This is a genomic window from Streptomyces sp. NPDC102259 (assembly GCF_044766465.1).
Taxonomy (GTDB): Bacteria; Actinomycetota; Actinomycetes; order Streptomycetales; family Streptomycetaceae; genus Streptomyces.
Genome location: NZ_JBIWMA010000029.1, coordinates 88,846 through 106,156 on the forward strand (window position 1 = coordinate 88,846; position 17,311 = coordinate 106,156).

The 17,311-nt window shown below is 69.2% G+C and carries 19 protein-coding genes; 11 read left to right on the plus strand and 8 right to left on the minus strand.

Going from position 1 to position 17,311, the window contains the following annotated elements; all coding sequences use genetic code 11:
- Positions 1-20: 20 nt before the first annotated feature.
- The 5 genes from ACIRPU_RS39075 (at position 21) to ACIRPU_RS39095 (ending at position 4,817) form a co-directional block, all read left to right on the plus strand.
- On the plus strand, positions 21-1,349 hold the full coding sequence (locus ACIRPU_RS39075) for an ABC transporter substrate-binding protein (RefSeq protein ID WP_385567275.1): 1,329 nt from the start codon (positions 21-23) through the stop codon (positions 1,347-1,349).
- Positions 1,350-1,355: 6 nt separating this feature from the next.
- Positions 1,356-2,714, plus strand: coding sequence for an ABC transporter permease subunit (locus ACIRPU_RS39080; RefSeq protein WP_403876337.1), 1,359 nt, complete (start codon positions 1,356-1,358; stop codon positions 2,712-2,714).
- A complete protein-coding gene (locus tag ACIRPU_RS39085) occupies positions 2,711-3,556 on the plus strand; it encodes a carbohydrate ABC transporter permease (RefSeq protein WP_403876340.1) in 846 nt (281 codons plus the stop codon). The genes ACIRPU_RS39080 and ACIRPU_RS39085 overlap by 4 nt, the downstream gene beginning before the upstream one ends.
- Before the next feature lie 240 nt (positions 3,557-3,796).
- A complete protein-coding gene (locus ACIRPU_RS39090; protein ID WP_403876344.1) occupies positions 3,797-4,288 on the plus strand; it encodes a GNAT family N-acetyltransferase in 492 nt (163 codons plus the stop codon).
- A gap of 124 nt (positions 4,289-4,412) precedes the next feature.
- Positions 4,413-4,817 carry a gas vesicle structural protein GvpA gene (locus tag ACIRPU_RS39095; protein WP_355706373.1) on the plus strand — a complete coding sequence of 135 codons (405 nt, stop codon included), beginning with the start codon at positions 4,413-4,415 and terminating at the stop codon, positions 4,815-4,817.
- 145 nt (positions 4,818-4,962) lie between these two features.
- Here ACIRPU_RS39095 and ACIRPU_RS39100 read toward each other — a convergent pair whose 3' ends face one another.
- Positions 4,963-5,832, minus strand: coding sequence for a peptidoglycan-binding protein (locus ACIRPU_RS39100; RefSeq protein ID WP_403876347.1), 870 nt, complete (start codon positions 5,830-5,832; stop codon positions 4,963-4,965).
- Between the two features lie 400 nt (positions 5,833-6,232).
- On the opposite strand from ACIRPU_RS39100, the gene ACIRPU_RS39105 reads away from it, so the two are divergent.
- Positions 6,233-6,526, plus strand: coding sequence for a hypothetical protein (locus ACIRPU_RS39105; RefSeq protein ID WP_403876350.1), 294 nt, complete (start codon positions 6,233-6,235; stop codon positions 6,524-6,526).
- Between the two features lie 54 nt (positions 6,527-6,580).
- A complete protein-coding gene (locus ACIRPU_RS39110; protein ID WP_403876353.1) occupies positions 6,581-8,374 on the plus strand; it encodes a S8 family peptidase in 1,794 nt (597 codons plus the stop codon).
- Positions 8,375-8,550: 176 nt separating this feature from the next.
- Here ACIRPU_RS39110 and ACIRPU_RS39115 read toward each other — a convergent pair whose 3' ends face one another.
- Positions 8,551-9,120, minus strand: coding sequence for a hypothetical protein (locus ACIRPU_RS39115; RefSeq protein ID WP_403876356.1), 570 nt, complete (start codon positions 9,118-9,120; stop codon positions 8,551-8,553).
- Positions 9,121-9,658: 538 nt separating this feature from the next.
- Here ACIRPU_RS39115 and ACIRPU_RS39120 point away from each other — a divergent pair.
- From ACIRPU_RS39120 to ACIRPU_RS39130, 3 genes are all read left to right on the plus strand, one after another.
- Entirely contained in the window at positions 9,659-10,510 is an 852-nt protein-coding gene (locus tag ACIRPU_RS39120) for an RNA polymerase sigma factor SigF (protein WP_385567291.1), read from the plus strand.
- Between the two features lie 70 nt (positions 10,511-10,580).
- On the plus strand, positions 10,581-11,003 hold the full coding sequence (locus ACIRPU_RS39125; RefSeq protein ID WP_403876359.1) for a hypothetical protein: 423 nt from the start codon (positions 10,581-10,583) through the stop codon (positions 11,001-11,003).
- A gap of 17 nt (positions 11,004-11,020) precedes the next feature.
- On the plus strand, positions 11,021-11,389 hold the full coding sequence (locus ACIRPU_RS39130; protein ID WP_384113660.1) for a low affinity iron permease family protein: 369 nt from the start codon (positions 11,021-11,023) through the stop codon (positions 11,387-11,389).
- Between the two features lie 46 nt (positions 11,390-11,435).
- Here ACIRPU_RS39130 and ACIRPU_RS39135 read toward each other — a convergent pair whose 3' ends face one another.
- The 5 genes from ACIRPU_RS39135 to ACIRPU_RS39155 form a co-directional block, all read right to left on the minus strand.
- Complete coding sequence (locus tag ACIRPU_RS39135) at positions 11,436-12,389, minus strand: hypothetical protein (RefSeq protein WP_403876362.1); 954 nt, start codon at positions 12,387-12,389, stop codon at positions 11,436-11,438.
- Between the two features lie 113 nt (positions 12,390-12,502).
- Entirely contained in the window at positions 12,503-12,874 is a 372-nt protein-coding gene (locus tag ACIRPU_RS39140; RefSeq protein ID WP_403876377.1) for a MerR family transcriptional regulator, read from the minus strand.
- 48 nt (positions 12,875-12,922) lie between these two features.
- Positions 12,923-13,693 (minus strand): SDR family NAD(P)-dependent oxidoreductase, encoded by a 771-nt coding sequence (locus ACIRPU_RS39145; RefSeq protein WP_403876365.1) that lies wholly within the window; start codon positions 13,691-13,693, stop codon positions 12,923-12,925.
- A 547-nt stretch (positions 13,694-14,240) separates the two neighbouring features.
- Positions 14,241-14,426, minus strand: coding sequence for a tautomerase family protein (locus tag ACIRPU_RS39150; RefSeq protein ID WP_403876380.1), 186 nt, complete (start codon positions 14,424-14,426; stop codon positions 14,241-14,243).
- 79 nt (positions 14,427-14,505) lie between these two features.
- Positions 14,506-15,189 (minus strand): formylglycine-generating enzyme family protein, encoded by a 684-nt coding sequence (locus tag ACIRPU_RS39155; protein WP_403876367.1) that lies wholly within the window; start codon positions 15,187-15,189, stop codon positions 14,506-14,508.
- A 294-nt stretch (positions 15,190-15,483) separates the two neighbouring features.
- Between ACIRPU_RS39155 and ACIRPU_RS39160 the strand changes: the two genes are divergently transcribed.
- Positions 15,484-16,815 (plus strand): phosphatase PAP2 family protein, encoded by a 1,332-nt coding sequence (locus ACIRPU_RS39160; protein ID WP_403876383.1) that lies wholly within the window; start codon positions 15,484-15,486, stop codon positions 16,813-16,815.
- A 292-nt stretch (positions 16,816-17,107) separates the two neighbouring features.
- Here the strand turns inward: ACIRPU_RS39160 and ACIRPU_RS39165 are convergent.
- A partial coding sequence (locus ACIRPU_RS39165) for a response regulator transcription factor (protein WP_403876370.1) occupies positions 17,108-17,311 on the minus strand: 204 nt, incomplete at its 5' end.

Below are 17,311 nucleotides of genomic sequence, written 5' to 3' on the forward strand. Positions count from 1 at the left end.
TCTCCGAACGGACATCGACGATGATGCGACGACGTACCCCCCTGCTCACCGGCTGCACCGCCCTCGTGCTGGCACTCGGCGCGACCGCCTGCGGAGGCGGCGACCCCGTCTCCGCGGGCGGCGGCGACAAGTCGCTGGACGGCCAGACGGTCACCGTGGCCGGCGTCTGGTCCGGCGCCGAGCAGAAGAACTTCCAGAAGGTGCTGGAGGCGTTCACCGAGAAGACCGGCGCCAAGACCCAGTTCGTGTCCACCGGCGACAACGTCTCCACCGTGGTCGGCAGCAAGATCGAAGGCGGCAACGCCCCCGACGTCGTGATGGTCCCGCAGGTGGGCGTGCTCCAGCAGTTCGCCGGCAACGGCTGGCTCAAGCCGCTGTCGTCCACCACCCAGAAGTCCGTCGCCGCCAACTACGCGCCCGTCTGGAAGGACTACGGCAGCGTCAAGGGCACCCTCTACGGCCTCTATTTCAAGGCCGCCCACAAGTCGACCGTCTGGTACAGCCCCGCCGCCCTCGACCAGGCCGGCGTCCAGCCGCCGAAGACCTACGACGAGATGCTGAAGGCCGGGCGGACCGTGTCCGACTCGGGCCTCGCCGCCTTCTCCGTCGCGGGCCAGGACGGCTGGACGCTCACCGACTGGTTCGAGAACGTCTACCTCTCCCAGGCCGGCCCCGAGAAGTACGACGCCCTCGCCGCCCACGAACTGAAGTGGACCGACCAGAGCGTGGTCGACGCCCTCACCACGCTCGGCAAGCTCTTCCAGGACAAGCAGCTCCTCGCGGGCGGCCAGAAGGGCGCCCTCAACACCGACTTCCCGGGCTCCGTCGAGAAGGTCTTCGGGCCCGAGCCCGAGGCGGGCATGGTCTACGAGGGCGACTTCGTCGCAGGCGTCGCCAAGGACCAGTTCGGCCGGAAGATCGGCGAGGACGCGAACTTCTTCGCGTTCCCGCCCGTCGGCGGCGGCGCGGCACCCGTGGTCAGCGGCGGCGACGCGGCCGTCGTCCTCAAGGACGGCAAGAACACCAAGGCCGGCATGGCGCTCCTGGAGTACCTGGCCACCCCGGAGGCCGCCGCCGTATGGGCCGAGACGGGCGGCTTCCTCTCCCCGAACAAGAAGCTCGACCTCGCCTCCTACGGGGACGACGTCACCCGCACCACCGCCAAGTCGCTCATCGCCGCAGGGGACTCCGTCCGCTTCGACATGTCGGACCAGGCCCCGGCCGCGTTCGGCGGGACGAAGGGCGCCGGCGAGTGGAAGATCCTCCAGGACTTCCTGCGCGACCCGTCCGACCCGAAGGCCACCGCGGCCCAGCTGGAAACCGCCGCGGCCAAGGCCTACAAGGGCTGACCGGCGATGACCGCCACGCTCACGAAGACGCCCGCACCACCCGCCGCCGCGCTCGTCGCCCGCAAGCGGCGCGCCCGGCGGCGGGGCAGGACCGTCGCCCTGCTCTTCATCCTCCCCGCGCTGCTCCTGCTCGGCGCCCTCGTCGTCTACCCCGTGCTGTTCTCGGTCGGCCGCAGCTTCTTCGACGCCTCCGGGACGCGGTTCGTGGGCGGCGACAACTACACCGAGATGTTCCGCGACCCGGCCACCCTCAAAGCCGTACGCAACACCGCCGTCTGGGTGGTCGTGGCGCCGACCCTGCTGACCGGCCTGGGCCTGGTCCTCGCCGTGCTCGTCGAGAAGATCCGCTGGGCCACGGCGTTCAAGCTGCTGCTCTTCATGCCCATGGCCGTCTCCTTCCTGGCCGCGGGCATCATCTTCCGGCTCGCCTACGACGAGGACCCCGACAAGGGCGTCCTGAACGCGGCGGCCGTCGGCGTCCACGACGCCTTCCAGGACACCGCCGCCTACCCGACCGCCCGCGCCCGTGACGGAGCGGGCCTGACCCAGGGCGCCGGCGGCTCGTACCGCACGGGCACGACCGTGTCACCCGGCGACACGGTCGCCCTCGGCCTGGTCGGCGTCGCGCCCAAGGAGCTGCCGGCGGGCGCGGAACCGGCCTACACGGCGGCCGCCCGCACGGCCGGCCCCGACGAACTGCGCGGAGTCGTCTACCTGGACTTCACCCCCGGCGGGGGAGGGGAACAGGGCGCGGTGGACCGCCAGGAGAGCGGGCTGCCGAAGATGAAGGTCGAGGCGGCGCGCGACGGGAAGACCGTCGCGAGCACCACCACCGCGGCCGACGGCTCCTTCCGCTTCCCCGGCCTGAAGGCGGGTTCGTACACCGTCACCCTCCCCGGCTCGAACTTCGCCCAGCCCTACGACGGCGTCTCCTGGCTCGGCCCGGCACTGGTCACCCCGGCGATCATCGGCGCCTACCTGTGGATCTGGACCGGGTTCGCCATGGTGCTCATCGGCGCGGGCCTGTCCACGCTGCCGCGCGACTCGCTCGAGGCGGCGCGGATGGACGGCGCCAGCGAGTGGCAGGTGTTCCGCCGGATCACCGTGCCGCTGCTGGCGCCCGTGCTGACGGTGGTCTTCGTGACCCTCGTCATCAATGTGATGAAGGTGTTCGACCTCGTCTACATCATCGCGCCGGGACCGGTGCAGGAGGACGCCACCGTGCTGGCCACCCAGATGTGGCTGGTGTCCTTCGGCGGCGGCAACGACCAGGGCCTGGGCAGCGCCCTCGGTGTTCTGCTCCTGCTGCTGGTGATCCCCGCCATGGTCTTCAACGTCCGTCGTTTCCGAGGGAGTCAGCGATGAACCTCAGTGCGCTTCGGCGCGGGCTCGGCAACAGCCTGGTGCAGGCCGTCCTCGTGGTCATCGGACTGCTCTGGCTCACCCCGCTCGCCGGACTGCTCGTGTCGTCCCTGCGGTCGGCGCAGGACACGGCCAAGGGCGGCTGGTGGACGGCGATCACCAGCCCCGGGCAGCTGTCCTTCGACAACTACACCTCGCTGCTGGGCAATGCCGGGATGACACAGGCGTTCTGGAACACCGTGCTGATCTCGGTGCCGACGACGTTCCTGGTGGTGACGATCGCCGCGCTGGCGGGATACGCCTTCGCCTGGCTGGACTTCCCCGGCCGTGACGCCCTCTTCCTGCTCGTGGTCGCCCTCCTGGTGGTCCCGGTGCAGATCGGCCTGCTGCCCGTGGCCAAACTCTTCGGCCAGCTGGGGCTGTTCGGCACGATTCCCGGCGTCGTCCTCTTCCACGTCTCGTACGGACTGCCGTTCGCGATCTTCCTGCTGCGGAACTACTTCGCCGAGATACCGCGCGAGATGCTGGAGGCGGCCCGTATGGACGGGGGCGACGAATGGCGCATCTTCACCCGGCTCGTGCTGCCCGTGGGACGGCCCGCCCTGGCGAGCCTGGCCATCTTCCAGTTCCTGTGGGTGTGGAACGACATGCTGGTGGCCCTGCTGTTCGCCGACAGCTCGTCACAGCCGCTGACCGTGGAACTCCAGTCGCAGATACGGCAGTTCGGCAGCAACATCGATGTGCTCGCGCCGGGGGCGTTCCTGTCCCTGATCGTCCCGGTGGCCGTGTTCTTCGCCTTCCAGCGGCACTTCGTTCAGGGAGTCATGGCGGGGTCCGTGAAGTAGGCCCCGGGCCGGCGCCCCGTGGCTTCCCCGATATGCCGTCGCCCACCGGCTGGCGAAGGTCGCTCTGGGCGAGCGTGGCACCCCCTGGTGGGAGCAGCGCGACGAGGAGCGCCGTACCCGCTGGCACGAGGGGCTCGAGGCGCTCGAGGCACGCGCCTGAGCCCAGGGCAGCCGTCGGCCCTCATGACGCTTTCGCGGCGTGAGGGCATGAGGCCCGTGGGACCGGGCACACGCGATGGAATGCAGGGAAACCAGACGTATGCCACGAGCGACACGCACGGCCGACCTGGACTACGGGACGGCGTCTCACCGCGACCGGCCGAGGGAAGGCACCGGCGCATCGGACGCCGAGGGGGCCGCTGGCACCGCAGGCTGCTGGCCTACCGAGACGTCGAGCTGCTGCCGTCCTCCTGCCCGGAAGAGGCCGGTCAGGAGTGTCTGCTGATGGTGCACATCCGCAAGGTGGTCGGACGGGTGACCTATCGCGCCTGCGACGAGTGCGCCCAGGGCGTGATCACCGAGGTCGTCCTGGACGAACCGTTCCGCGGCTGCGGGCTCGGCACCAGGGCGCTGTCGCACCTGCGCTCCACGCACCCCGACGTCACCTGGCGCACCACACTCGACACCCGCCTCACTCGCGATCTGCTGCGCCGGATGCGCATCCCCAGGGCGGCCGCGGGAGGGAACTGCTCCCACGGCCTGCCCGGCGCCGTCGCCCCCGTCGGTACGTGAGCGGTCGCCGTCAGGGCCCGCCCCGACGAAGCCTCGTACCCGCGTTTGGCCGCGGGTTGTGCGGCTACCTGCACAGGTAAGCCGCATCACGGCGAGGGACAGCAGGACAAGGGGGTTGGCCGTCATGACCGTGGCGACACAGCAGGGCGGCGGGGGCGGTTCCAGCGGCCTCTACGACGTCCTCGAACTCATCCTCGACCGGGGGCTGGTGATCGACGCCTTCGTGCGCGTCTCCCTGGTCGGCATCGAAATCCTCAAGATCGACATACGGATCGTCGTCGCCAGCGTCGACACCTACCTGCGCTTCGCCGAGGCGTGCAACCGTCTCGACCTTGAGGCGGGTCCGCGTAAACCGGCCGGGATCACGGAACTCACGGAGAAGATCACCGAGTCCGGCGCCCGCGGCAAGACCAAGGGAGCGCTGTCCGGTGCCGCGGAGACGATCTTAGGCGCCTATCAACAGGCCCGTGAGGAGGGCCAGAAGCGTCAGGGCACACGGCCCGCCGCGCGCAGAAGGCCGACGGAATGAACCCGAGCGCCGCTGACCGTTACCGTCGCCCCTGTTTCCACCATGCGCCTGATGAGAATCGCACGCAAACTCGGCAATCCATGGAAACGCAGGGTCTCCGCGGCTCAGGCCGCTCGTTCCCGCTGAAGCTCAGACTCGCTGAAGCTCAGACTCTGGGAACACCCAGCCTGTCCCAGCTGAACCGGCCGGGGATGCCGTCGGCAGCGCTGCCCTCGAGGCCCAGCTTCAGCTGCCAGGCGGTGTAGGACCGCACATCGCCCGGCCCCCACACGTCGATACCGGTGCTGGACGTGTAGCGGTCGCAGTCTTCGGCGACGAGCCGGCCGTGCATTGCGGCGATGATGGGCGACCTGCGTCCCGCCTGGAAGAACGACGCGCCGGGGAACGGTTCGAACTGGGTTCCCACCGGCGGTGGTTCGGACGGCTGCGACGGGAACTTCGGCCAAGTGCCAGGGTCGACATGCTTGTTCTCCGGCACCTGGGCATGGGCGTACCACCCGCCCTCCGACTTCCACTTCTCGTCCGGACACGTGTTGCGGGAGAGAGAGGTCGGACGGCCCATGGGCCAGGTGTTCGGTATGCCCCAGGAGCTGAACCACGCGTTGAGGACGTCCCAGCCCTTGCAGGGAGTCTCCACCAGCCTTACGTACGCCTGTCCGTTGACGCGACAGTGCGGGAAGAACAGGGCCTCGACCTGGAGGACGACCCTGCCCGACCGGTTCGGACGGAAACCACCGTCCGCGTCGAACACGGCCCTACTGCGGGAAGTGGCAGGGAAGAACTGGGCGAACGCCCCGGTGAAGGGATCCCAGAGGATGTGCGGAGCCTTACTCCTGCCGCTGCCGGTGAAGAAGCCCTTGAGGTTGGCGAAGGGGACCAGATCGAGGGGCGCCTGGGCGGTGGCTTCCAGGTCCCCGGTGATGTGCGCGATCGCCCTTGCGGGGAACCCGGGGTCGTAGGGCGCATGGTCGCCGATATCCATCTGGAGGGCTTGGGGCATCCACACTTCAGGCATCGTGAGAACCTTCCCTCGTCGCACCGCACATGGCCGTGCGGCACGTAGGGGTGAAAGGGGACAGCGGACGCGGCTGAACAAGAGCCGTGCAGCGGGTCCTTCCCGCTTCCTACGATGCGTCCGATGGAAGTCCGTGGCAAACGGGAAGCGTCAGCGGGCACATCCCGGCTCTCAACGCCCGTTCCATACAGAGGACATGGCCGTGCGGCAGGCTTCCGCACTACGCTTCGGGGCTTGAGGGCGGCCACCCGAGGTGGTCGGCGGCGGAATGGCGGGCGATGCCGGTGATGCCTACGGTGGTATGAGAGGCAATGCGGCACGAAGGGTCGCCGGCCCGCGAACGAAGTCGGCGCACCGAGTTCGTACGGACGCGGGCCGCTCACTGGAGCAGGTGGGGAAGATGCGCGCTGACAAGCTCGGTTCGGCCGCACGGCGTGCGCTGGCGAATGCCGACGAGGCACTCGGCCCCACTCCCTTTCAGGTGCTCATCCGGGTGAAGGGGGAACCCGGTGAGGAACAGCGCCGGCAGATCGCCGAAGCCGGCGCGCGGGTGGGCTTGGCCGCGGGCGATGTCCTGACCGCGACGGTCGCCCCCGGCGACCTCGGGCGCTTGACGGAAGTCGACTTTGTCGCCTACGTGGAGCTGTCCGAACCCCTCCACCCCGAGACGGGCGCCTGGCCACAGAAACAGTGATCGCCCGTCCTCCGAGGTGAAGGGCCGGCGTTCTCGCCAGAGAGAAGACCGCTCATGCTCGACTCACGGCTGAAATTCCTGACGTCCCGGGCCGAGGAAGGCCCGGCGGAGCTGGCGGGCCTCGAGTCCACCGGCCGTTTCGCGCTCACGACCGAAGGGGTGAGGACACCCCGTGTGCGCGTACTGATGCGCATGGCCGAGGGGCACGGCCTCGACGACCTGGGAGAGCTGACCCAGCAGATGGGGCTGACGGTGCTCACCCGGGCCGGGGACGTGGTGGGCGCCGAGATCGGGATCGACCGCCTCACGGAGCTCGACGAGTTGGAGGCCGTCAGCTACGTCGAGGCATCCCGCCCGACCCTGCCGGAACTGGACGCCGCCGTCCCCGAGACCAAGGCCGACAAGGTGCACACCGGACCGCCCGGACTGCGCGGGGCCGGTGTCATCGTGGGGGTGGTCGACAGCGGCATCGACTGGCGCCACGGCTGCTTCCGGGACCCCACCGGCAAGACCCGCATCCTGCGCATCTGGGACCAGAACCTCACTCCGGAAGCGGGGGAGTCCTCACCGGCGCCGTTCGGCCACGGAGTGGAATACGAACGTTCCGCGATCGACGGCGCGTTGGGCGCTCCGAACCCGCTGAGCATCGTGCGTCACATGGACGACGACGTGGGCCATGGCACCCACGTGGCGGGCATCGCCGCCGGTGACGGGTCGTCGGCCGGCAACGGCAAACCGGCCTTCACCTTCGTCGGCATAGCGCCCGAGGCGGATCTGGTCGTCGTGGCCAACAGGGTGACGACGGAAGCCATGGGCGATTCCATGGCCACGCTCGAGGCCGTCGGTTACGTCTTCAAGGTCGCCGAGACCCTCGGGCGGCCCGCGGTCGTCAACATCAGCCAGGGCGACAACCTGGGACCGCACGACGGCTCCAGCCTGCTGGAACGCGGAATCGACAACCTGCTCAACGCCCCGGGGCGCGCACTGGTGAAGTCCGCGGGCAACGCGGCGAACGCCGGCGTACACGCGACGGGCCGGCTCACGGAGGGAGGCAGCGACGTCGTGCAGTTCCTGGTGCCCGTCGGCGACGACACACCGGACACGCTGGACATCTGGTATTCCGGCGCCGACCGTCTCACCCTGCGGATCTCCACCCCTCAGGGCACGGCGAGCGCCGAAGTCGCCCCCGGCACCACGATCGACGCGCTGGACCTCCCCGGGGGCAACAAGGCCTTCGTCGACTCCGTCGTGCACCACTCCCAGAACGGCGACAACCGGATCTACGTCCAGCTGAGCCCCGGAAACCAGACAGCGATCCGGCCCGGCACCTGGAGCCTGACGCTCATCGGCCAGACCGTGGCCGACAGCGGCCGCTGGCACGCCTGGATCGAGAGGGGCCAGACCGTGCCCCAGTTCATCGGCGCACACCGAAATGACGAGACGACCATCTCCGTACCCGGCACCAGTCGGAAGGTCGTCACCGCCGCCTCCTACATCACCAAGGGCGCGGGGCAGGGAAACCTCTCCACCTTCTCCAGCCGGGGCCCCACGCGCGACGGCCGCCACGCGCCGACACTCGCCGCCCCGGGCCAGGCCATCACCTCGGCACTCGTCGGCGCCTCGGGAATGAGCCAGTACCAGCCCATGTCCGGCACGAGCATGGCAGCACCGCACCTCACCGGAGTGTGTGCCCTCATGCTGCAATCGAGTCCCACGCTGACCCAGGACAACCTCGTCCTGCTCCTGACCAGCTCGGCCCGCTTGGATGCCTTCACCGGCGGCGTGCCCAGCGACGACTGGGGCGCGGGGAAGGTGGACGCGGCAGCGGCGGTCGACTCCGTCACCTGACGCGGAATGACGCGGAACGCAGTGCCTGCGGGCGTGCAGTACCTCGGGCGTCAGTGCCTGCGGGCGTCAGCGGGAGGGCCGGGACCGCGTGTCCATGGCCCTCCCGCTGGCCGCGCGCTCTGGCCGCGTCACCGTCACCTGAGCCGCGACCACACGGGCCGGCTCCCGCGCCGCCCTCAGCCCTGCTCGGCCCCCGCCAAAGCGGTGAGGACACGCATGGTCTTGTTCTCCGGGTGCTCGGAGAGCGTCACCCCGCGCTCCCGCACCGCGTCCGCCAGCTTTCGCTGCTTGCGCTCGGCCCGCGCGGCGAACTCCTCGGCATCGTCCTCGTCCTTGGGCTTCACCCGGATCGACGCCTCCAGGAACTCCAGACCGGCGACCGACCACACCTCCAGGTCCACGCTGAGGTCGTCGAGCGGAACCTCGTCGGCCTTGGTCGAGGCGATCGGCCCCAGCGCGACCAGTCCGTCGAGCTGGACGGCGGGGGCGCAGGCGTGCAGGAACTGGTCCTGCACCGCGTCGATCGGCACGGTGGGGTCGGCCCCCTGCGCCACCGCGCCCGTCAGCGCCCCCAGCGGGTGAGCGTGCACCAGGGAGGCGGCCAGCGAACGGTGGTTCCCCGACCAGTCCTCCTCGATCCTGTACGTGAGCGGCTCCACCTCGAAGGGCGCGGAGAACCGGCCGACCAGGCGCTGTCGGGTACAGGGACGCAACTTGACGGTCAGGTCGGCCGGCTGCCCCCCCACCGCTTCTGAAGCGCACGATCACGCCGCCGTCCAGGAGCATCACCCGCCCCTGTTCGACGCCCTCCCGGTCCTCGGCGAACCAGATTCGACGCGCCGTCATCGCAGCATGTGACCTGCGGAGGGCCGAGAACGCGGCCGCCACGTCACCCTCGATGTTGACCTTGATCTCGACCGGCAGCAGGCCCATCGCACACTCCCAACACAACAGGGGGATTGGAAGGAGAGCAGGAGAGGGGGTACGGGCAGGAGAGCCGGCGGAAGCAGGTGAGGTGGTGCGAGCGGGCAGGTGGTGTGGAGCGGTGCGCCGACGGTCGGACGACGATGCGACGATTCGGTTCGACACCACGTGAAGACCCACAAAGCTCCTGAATGCACCCCGATTCCAGGCTATCCCCACCCCCTCGGGCCGCAGTCCGGCGGCGAGCTCGTCCGCCCGCTCAGGCACCTCCTCCGGGCATGTGCATGGTCTGCGGGTGACGGGGTAGACGCGGCCACAGCAGCTCGAACGCAGTGCACCGCCAGGGTGGGGAGATCACAGATGACGACGACGATCGCGAAAGCGGCCGAGGAGCAGACGACAGAGGCACTGCCTGCGGTCCCCGAACCGAGCAAGATGGCGCCCAAGGACGCCCGCACCCTGTCGAAGCTGTTCTTCGCGAAGCTGGCGGTGCTCGAGGAAGGCACGCCCGAGTACCAGTACGCGCGCAACACCCTGATCGAGATGAACATGTCCCTGGTCCGCTTCGCGGCCGGCCGGTTCCGCAACCGGGGCGGTGCGGACGGCATGGAGGACATCGTCCAGGTCGGCGTCATCGGGCTGATCAAGGCCATCGACCGGTTCGAGATATCCCGGGAGGTGGAGTTCACCTCCTTCGCCATCCCGTACATCGTCGGCGAGATCAAGCGCTTCTTCCGGGACACCTCCTGGTCCGTACATGTGCCGCGCCGCCTGCAAGAGGCGCGCGTGCAGCTGGCGAAGGCCACCGAGGAGCTCCAGAGCCGTATGGGCCGCACTCCCACGGTCAAGGAGCTGGCGGAGCTGATGGACCTGACCGAGGAGGAGGTCATCGAGGCCCGGCTCGCGTCAAACGGCTACAACTCCGCCTCCCTGGACGCCACCATCGGCGGCGGCCCCGACGGCGAGACAGCCCTGGCCGACTTCATCGGATCCGACGACCAGGCCATGGAACTGGTGGAGGACTTCCACACGCTGGCGCCACTGCTCGCCCAGCTCGACGAGCGTGAACGGCACATCCTCCACTGGCGGTTCGTCGAGGAGCTGACGCAGGCGCAGATCGGCGAACGGCTCGGCTGCTCGCAGATGCACGTGTCCCGCCTGCTCTCCGGCACCCTGAAGCGCCTGCGCAAGGGCATGCTCACCACCCAGTGAACCGACACCCGTGGCCCGGGGCTGCAAAGCCCGCCCGCAGGGCCCGAGCACGTACCAGAGAGGACCTGTGGTGAGCGAAAGCGGTGCCGCGCTCCCGCCGATCGACGCGCATCTGGAGATCCTGCTGCGGCTGGTCGACGCGCAGCCCGAGGCGGCCCTCAAGATCTGCCTGACCACGCCCGGTGGGTTCGTCGCGGGCAACCTGGTCGGCTCTCGCACGTGGGCCGACCGGTGGGAGCGGGAGGTGTCGACGGCCACCGGAGCGGAAGACGCGGCCGACCACATGGCACATCTGGCGCACACCGTCCGGTCCGCCCTCAAGGAGGCCGCGTCGGAGCCGGGCACGGGCGACGGACTGCACGGGTTCATCCACCTCGTCGACGTCACGTTCCTGTCCGTGCCCGGGACCGCGACCGCTCCGCTGTGGCGTGGACGGCTGGACGATGTCTCCGGATGGGCGCTGGGGGCTCCAGCCGACCGGCCGGCCTCGTGAAGACCGCCGGCGACCTGATGGCACCTCAGCACCCCGCGCACCGGGACGGCGACCGGCCGGGCCGGTTCACGCGCCTGGCCGAGCACGCCTCGAACTTCACCAGCTCTCCCGCCTTCTTCGGCGTGTGCCTCGTTCTGGTCGCCGCCGCGATCACCGCGCACGCCCTGAAGCTGCCCACGCCGTGGCTGCTGATGGTGGGCGAGGCGATGTCCGCCGTCTCGCTGCTGCTCCTGGCACTGCTCAAGAATTCCGAACGGCGAGCCGAGCACGCCATCCAGCGCAAACTCGACGCCATCGCCGCCGCACTGCTGGAGATCCAGCGGCAGGAACCGGGAGCGGCGAGCGAGGAACTCCGCCAGGCCATCAGCATGGAGCAGCAGACCTGACCCCAGTGGCGTCTGCTGGGCGACGACGGGTTCTGCGTGATCCTCCTCAGCCGGGCAGAGGCTGCCACCGGTCTTCCTGGGCGGGGTCGATACTGCTGAGCCACACCAGCGCCCCACCGATCAGGCCGGGCTTGTCCCGGGTGGCCAGAGCCGGGGCTTCGAGCATGTCGGCAGCCTCTTCCAAGTAGGTGACCAGCGTGTCGAGTTCTTCGTCGGGGTACTCGTGGTAGCGGGACCAGCGGCCCAGGTAGCCGGTCGCGGCGTCCAGGTACAGGCCCGAAGTGCCGTCAGCCGGGCCTGCGGCGACAACGGGAATCCAGGTCGCCTTCCACGTGGTGATCCGCTCCTCCTCGGAGCGGTCGGCGTTGAGGGTGTCCTGGTGGGTCTGGGAGTCCATCTTCAGCCGGTAGGTGGCGGCTACGGCATCCAGGGGCATGAGGGCCCTGTTGCCCGGAAGGCAGCCCCAGCCGTCGCCCCCGTCGTCGCCCGCGGTCAGTAGCCACAGGACGCGCAGCTCGATGGGTATCCGGATCCCGAACTCGTCTTCCATGGCGGCAAGGGCGGCGGGGTCGGCACCTGTGTGCAGCGCAGCGTAGGAGTCGGGAGCGTGGTCCTGGAGCCGGCGGATGATGCGATGCCAGGCATCGGCGACCTCCCGTACGGTGACCGCGGCGATGGCAGGATCGGCAGACCGGTCCTGGTCCCGGCCCTGCTCCTGGCCCTGATCTTCGGCGCCGGTGGGGGGTTGGGCGGAGAGGACCGGTCGCAGGAAACGGATCTCGATCCGGTCCGGCTCACGGATGTAGCCGACGGACAGGTCGGGGCAGTCCTCGAACATGTCGCCGTCGACCGTCACGGTGAGGACACCGGGCAGCCCCGAAGGCCGGCCCATGTCGGGGTCATCGGCCAGCCGGCCCGCCAGAGCCTTCAGCGCGTAGGGAGCACCACCCCCCAACTGGGCGGCGGTGTCGCGTACAAGCGGGTCGATGTCGACGTTCACAGCCCGGTGCTCCTCGCTGATCGGATGAGGGGCGTACGGTACCCCTCACACTGCAGGACGCCCGTGATCACTTTCGGTTGGGAACTTACGAACTTCCGCAGTGAGGCGGGCGGTCAGGCCACTGGCCGGATCCGGTCACTGGTTGCCTGGCGCAGTGCGGCCTGGAGGCGGTCCCGGACCGCCGTCTGGGCGGCGATGCGTTCGGTGAGGACCGCCAGTCGCTCCGCCGCGACCCGGATGGCTTTGTCGGACGGCGGCGCCGTGGTCATGTCTCCGTCCAGACACGGCAGGAAGACCCGCACGTCGTCCAGAGTGAGCCCGGCGGTCAGGACGTAGCGGATGTTGCGGACCCGTACCACCATCCGCTCGTCATAGACGCGATAGCGATTGGGGGCCCGCTCCGAGGAGATCAACCCCGCCTGCTCGTAGTGCCGCAGGGCACGGGCGGTTGCCCCGGTCGCCTTGGCCAGTTCACCGATCCGCACCCGTTCCACCCTCCCGAGTGCAACTCCTGTCACGCCGTGCAATTCCTATCACGCCACGACCGCCCCGCCGTCGACCGGGAGCACCACCCCGGTGATGAACGATGCGGCTGGTGAGGCAAGTTGGGTGATCGCCCAGGCAACCTCCTCCGGTCGGCCGATCCGGCCCAGCGGGGTGTGTGCCAACTGCCACTCCCGTACCGCGGCCATCCGTTCAGGTGTCAGTCCCTGATGCTTGGCGATCGGGGTGGCGATCGCACCGGGCGCGACCGCCGCCACCCGGACCCCGCGAGGTGCCAGTTCGACCGCCCAGCTACGGGTCAGCAGTTCCAGCGCGTTCTTGGTCGCCGCGTAAACAGAGTTGCCCGGCCAGGCCCGCTGCCCCACCGAGGTACTCACGTTGACGATCACTCCGCGGGACGCCTCCAAGGACGGCAGCGCGGCCTGGGCCAGCAGGATGGGTCCGATCAGGTTGGTGGCGATCTGCGGCACGATTGTCTCCGGCGTGAGCGTGCCGAGGGCACCGCTGTGCACGATGCCGGCATTGTTGACCAGCACGTCCAGTCGGCCGTGCATCTCCAACGCGGTCCGTACGATCAGCTCGGGCCGGCCGTCGGCGGTGATGTCGGCGGCCAGCGGGGTGATTCGGTCGTGCCCGGCGGCAGTCTCGTTCAGCGGTTCGGCCCGTCGGCCGACGGCGAGGACATGGGCGCCCTCTGCGGCGAAGGCGCGGGCGGTGGCCCGGCCGATCCCGGTGCCGGCCCCGGTGACGGCGACGATCGTGCGGGTCTGGGGTGCGGTGTTGCTGTCCATGCCGGTCATCGTTCAACCCTGCCGCCGGCGGTAAGGTCAAGCGGCGCCTGGTACTTGTGATCAGGTCACGGAGGCGTTCGGTCAGGACGCACTGGCCGTCGGGCCGGACGCCGGCGCGCCTGGGTCGGACGGACGACAGGTCATTGCGCATTGCGCCCTACGTACGGCTGAGGGACCGAGGCCACGCGGGCTTCGGTCCCTCGGACCACACCGGAGGAAAGTCGCGAAAGGGCAGAGCCGGTGGTGCAGGACAAGGCAGTGCTGAGGCCGCCCGGAGAAGGAGAATTCGGGGCGGGCTGGGGTTCATCGCTGACCGTGCAGAGCGGCGGTTGTGAGTCAGCCGCGGCGCAGCATCATGACGACGGCGACGATGACGATGATGAGGACGACGGTACCCAGGCCTATGTACACGGGTTTCTCATTTCTTCGAGGGAAGCGGCTCCAACCGGTGCCGCAGAAACCGTGTGCCCCTGCCCGGCTGTTCTAGCCTGCCCGAGCTGTGTCTGTTGCCCGGTCGTGACCTACACCGCGCCGGGCCCCACACAGAGGGTGCAGGTCAGGCGTCGCCGTTGAGCATGGCGGCGGTCAGGACGTTGCCGCCGAAGCCCCAGCCGCCGTCGGCGACCTCGTCGATCAGCACGACGGTGTTGGCGCGGCCCCGCTCCCCGTGGATCTCCGCGTACAGGTCGGTGGTGCGCTCGACGATCTTCCTCTTCTGCGCGGCGCCAGTCGGCGGACCCAGGGGATGTCATCCCCTGGGTCGCACACGTCTTGCCCTCGCCGGACGGACGGAGCGGCGTATTCGCTTCAACGAGGGCATGTCACCCGACGTCGGAGCCGGTCGCACCCGCTTGCCGGGCCGTTTCGGAGCGCGCGACGCGGAATCCCACGTCGTCGATCCGGAAGGTCGGGTGGCTGCGCCGCCGCACCGACGCCCGGCAGCTCCAGTGCTCGTCGGCCCATCCACCTCCGCGGAGCACCCGATAGGTGCCGTACACCTCGGCGTCGTAGACGTCCCAGCACCAGTCCCACACGTTGCCCAGCATGTCGTGCAGACCCCACGCGTTGGGCTGCCTGCCCCCGACGGCATGGATCCGCCCATCAGAGTTGCCTTGGTACCAGGCGATCTCGTCGAGCCGGCCGTACCGCGCGCCAGTGGTCCCCGCACGACAGGCGTGCTCCCATTCGGCCTCGGTCGGCAGCCGGTACCCGTCCGCGGAGGTGTCCCACTCGGCGGTGGCGTCGTCGACGCACAGGTCATACGCCGGCTTCAGCCCCTCGCGCCGGGACCAGGCGTTACAGAACTGGACCGCGTCCCACCACGAAACGCCCTCAACCGGCAGCCGCTCGCCTCGGGTGCTGCTCGGCCGTCGGCCGGTGAGTAGCGCGTACCAAGACTGAGTGACCGGGAACGCCGACATCTGAAACGGCGCGACCTCGACCGTCCAATTGCTCTGCGTCCGCCGGTCCGACAGCGTCACCCGTCCCGATGGGACGGCAATCATCTCGTTTCCTGCCCCCGCGTCCACGATGGGCCACCCTACCGGCGTCTCACCACTGCTCGGCGATGCACATTTCGGCGGAACCCACCCGCACCACTCCGTTAACATGTTCGAACCTCGCGATGAACGCCCCCCATCACTCGTCCTTCGCCGGAAAAGCATGCCATCTGGCGTGATAAGTAACGTGGTTAGTCAAAATCGAGCAAATTGGTCAGGCAATTGATAAATGTAGCATTGCGGGCGCTTTCGCGAATAAAAGGCAGAACCGCGCTCTCCGTAGGGCGTCATCCCCGGGCGATACTGTGGGCCGCGGTGGCTGTCGTAGCCCTCGTGTTCCTCATCGCTCTGGAGGGCGCGGCGCGGCGCTGTGGCCTGCCGGGGCCGATCAGCAACCAGGTGGGGGAGCTGATATTCCCGCCCAAATCGGGTTTCCTGTTGTACGCCAGTTTGACGTTGATGATGGTGGTCCTCACCTGGCGGCAACGTTTCATCGCGGTGGGGACCGCGCTCGGTATCGACGCCGCTTTCGCGTTGGTCCGGTGGGCGGTCGACGCCAAGGTGACCGGCGGCCACCCGTTCGGCAACGGTGCGTTGTGGGTCATGCTGGGCTGTGCGGTCATCGCCGTCACGCGCCGTACCGGCGGAGAGCGCGTTCTGCTGCTGAAGGGCGTCGGGCTGGGCCTGCTGCTGGTGGCCGGCCGCAAGACCGGCGACATCTGGCTGGTCATCACCTCGAAGACCCGCCCCTCGGTGCTCGACCAGTACGTGGCGACCGCCGATCACGCGCTGGGTGAACCGTCGTGGCTGGTCGGCCGCATCGTCACTGCCACCGGCTCGATCGGCTTCAACTTTCTCGACGTCGTCTACGGCCAGCTCGCGGTGGCCGCGGTCATCGTCGCGTTGTACCAACTGCGCAGCGTGGCGGTCGAGCGTCGCTTCCCGCGACACCATCTGGTGCGCACCTTTCTGGTGATCGGCCTCCTCGGTCCGGCCATCTACATGATCTTCCCGGTGGTCGGGCCGGTCTTCGCCTACGGCACCGGCGCCGAGCACTGGGCGTCGGTCAGCCTGTGGTCCCCGACGATGGCGCCCAGCGAGCAGTGGGCGGTGGCCGACCTGTGGCCGATCACGCCGTCGCCGATCAATGTTCCGCACCACATGCCGTTCGACGAGATCACCCCGCGCAACTGCATGCCGAGCCTGCATACGGCGTGGGCTACGGCGATCTTCATTCATTCCCGGAAGGGCCCAAGGATTCTGCGATTCGCGGGCGTGTTCTGGCTGATTGCCACGCTCACCGCAACGCTGGGATTCGGCTACCACTACGGAGTGGATCTCATTGCCGGAGTGGTGTTCACGTATACGATCGAGGCAGCTCTGCGCTCGTTCGACCGCGGCTGGGATCGATCAGGGATCCGGCTGGTCGCCTACGGTGCGACGGTCTTCGTCGCGCTCTTGCTGTCCTATCGCTTCTTGCCGTTGGAGATGGCCAGGCACCCGTGGGTGGCCGGACCCCTTCTCGTGCTGGCGATGACCTCAGTGGTCTACGGCTACGTCCGGACCACCGCACTGTGGGAATCGAGGACCGCACCAGAACGGCAACCGGAACCGCAGCCCGAACTCATCTGAACGGGGGAGACGGTCTCCCCGGAAGCCCTGATGGCGGAGGTCCGGGACGAGAACCGGTTCGGCGCGACCAGGGCTCGACCAAGCCCCTCGACGTCACTATGGCCGTCCGGCGCCGCCGGCTCGCGCAGGCCGCGGATGCCTCGGTCCACCCCAGCAGTCTGCCGCGCATCGCCACCCCGCGGGGGTACGGATACGGCCTGGAACTCTGCCGGGGCGTCCCCGGCACCGGCGGGCTGTCGCACGGCCGGTGTCGCGGCAGGTCGAACCGGCTGCCGGGCCGCCGCTCGTCGGTTCAGTCCGCGGTGGGCCGGGCGAGGCCGTGGTCGTAGGCGAAGATCACGGCCTGGATGCGGTCGCGGGCTCCGATCTTGGCCAGGACACGACCGACATGCGTCTTGACGGTGGACTCGGACAGGACGAACCGGGTGGCGATCTCCCCGTTGGTCCAGCCCTTGCCGACGGCCACGAGGATTTCGCGTTCACGGTCGGTCAGGGA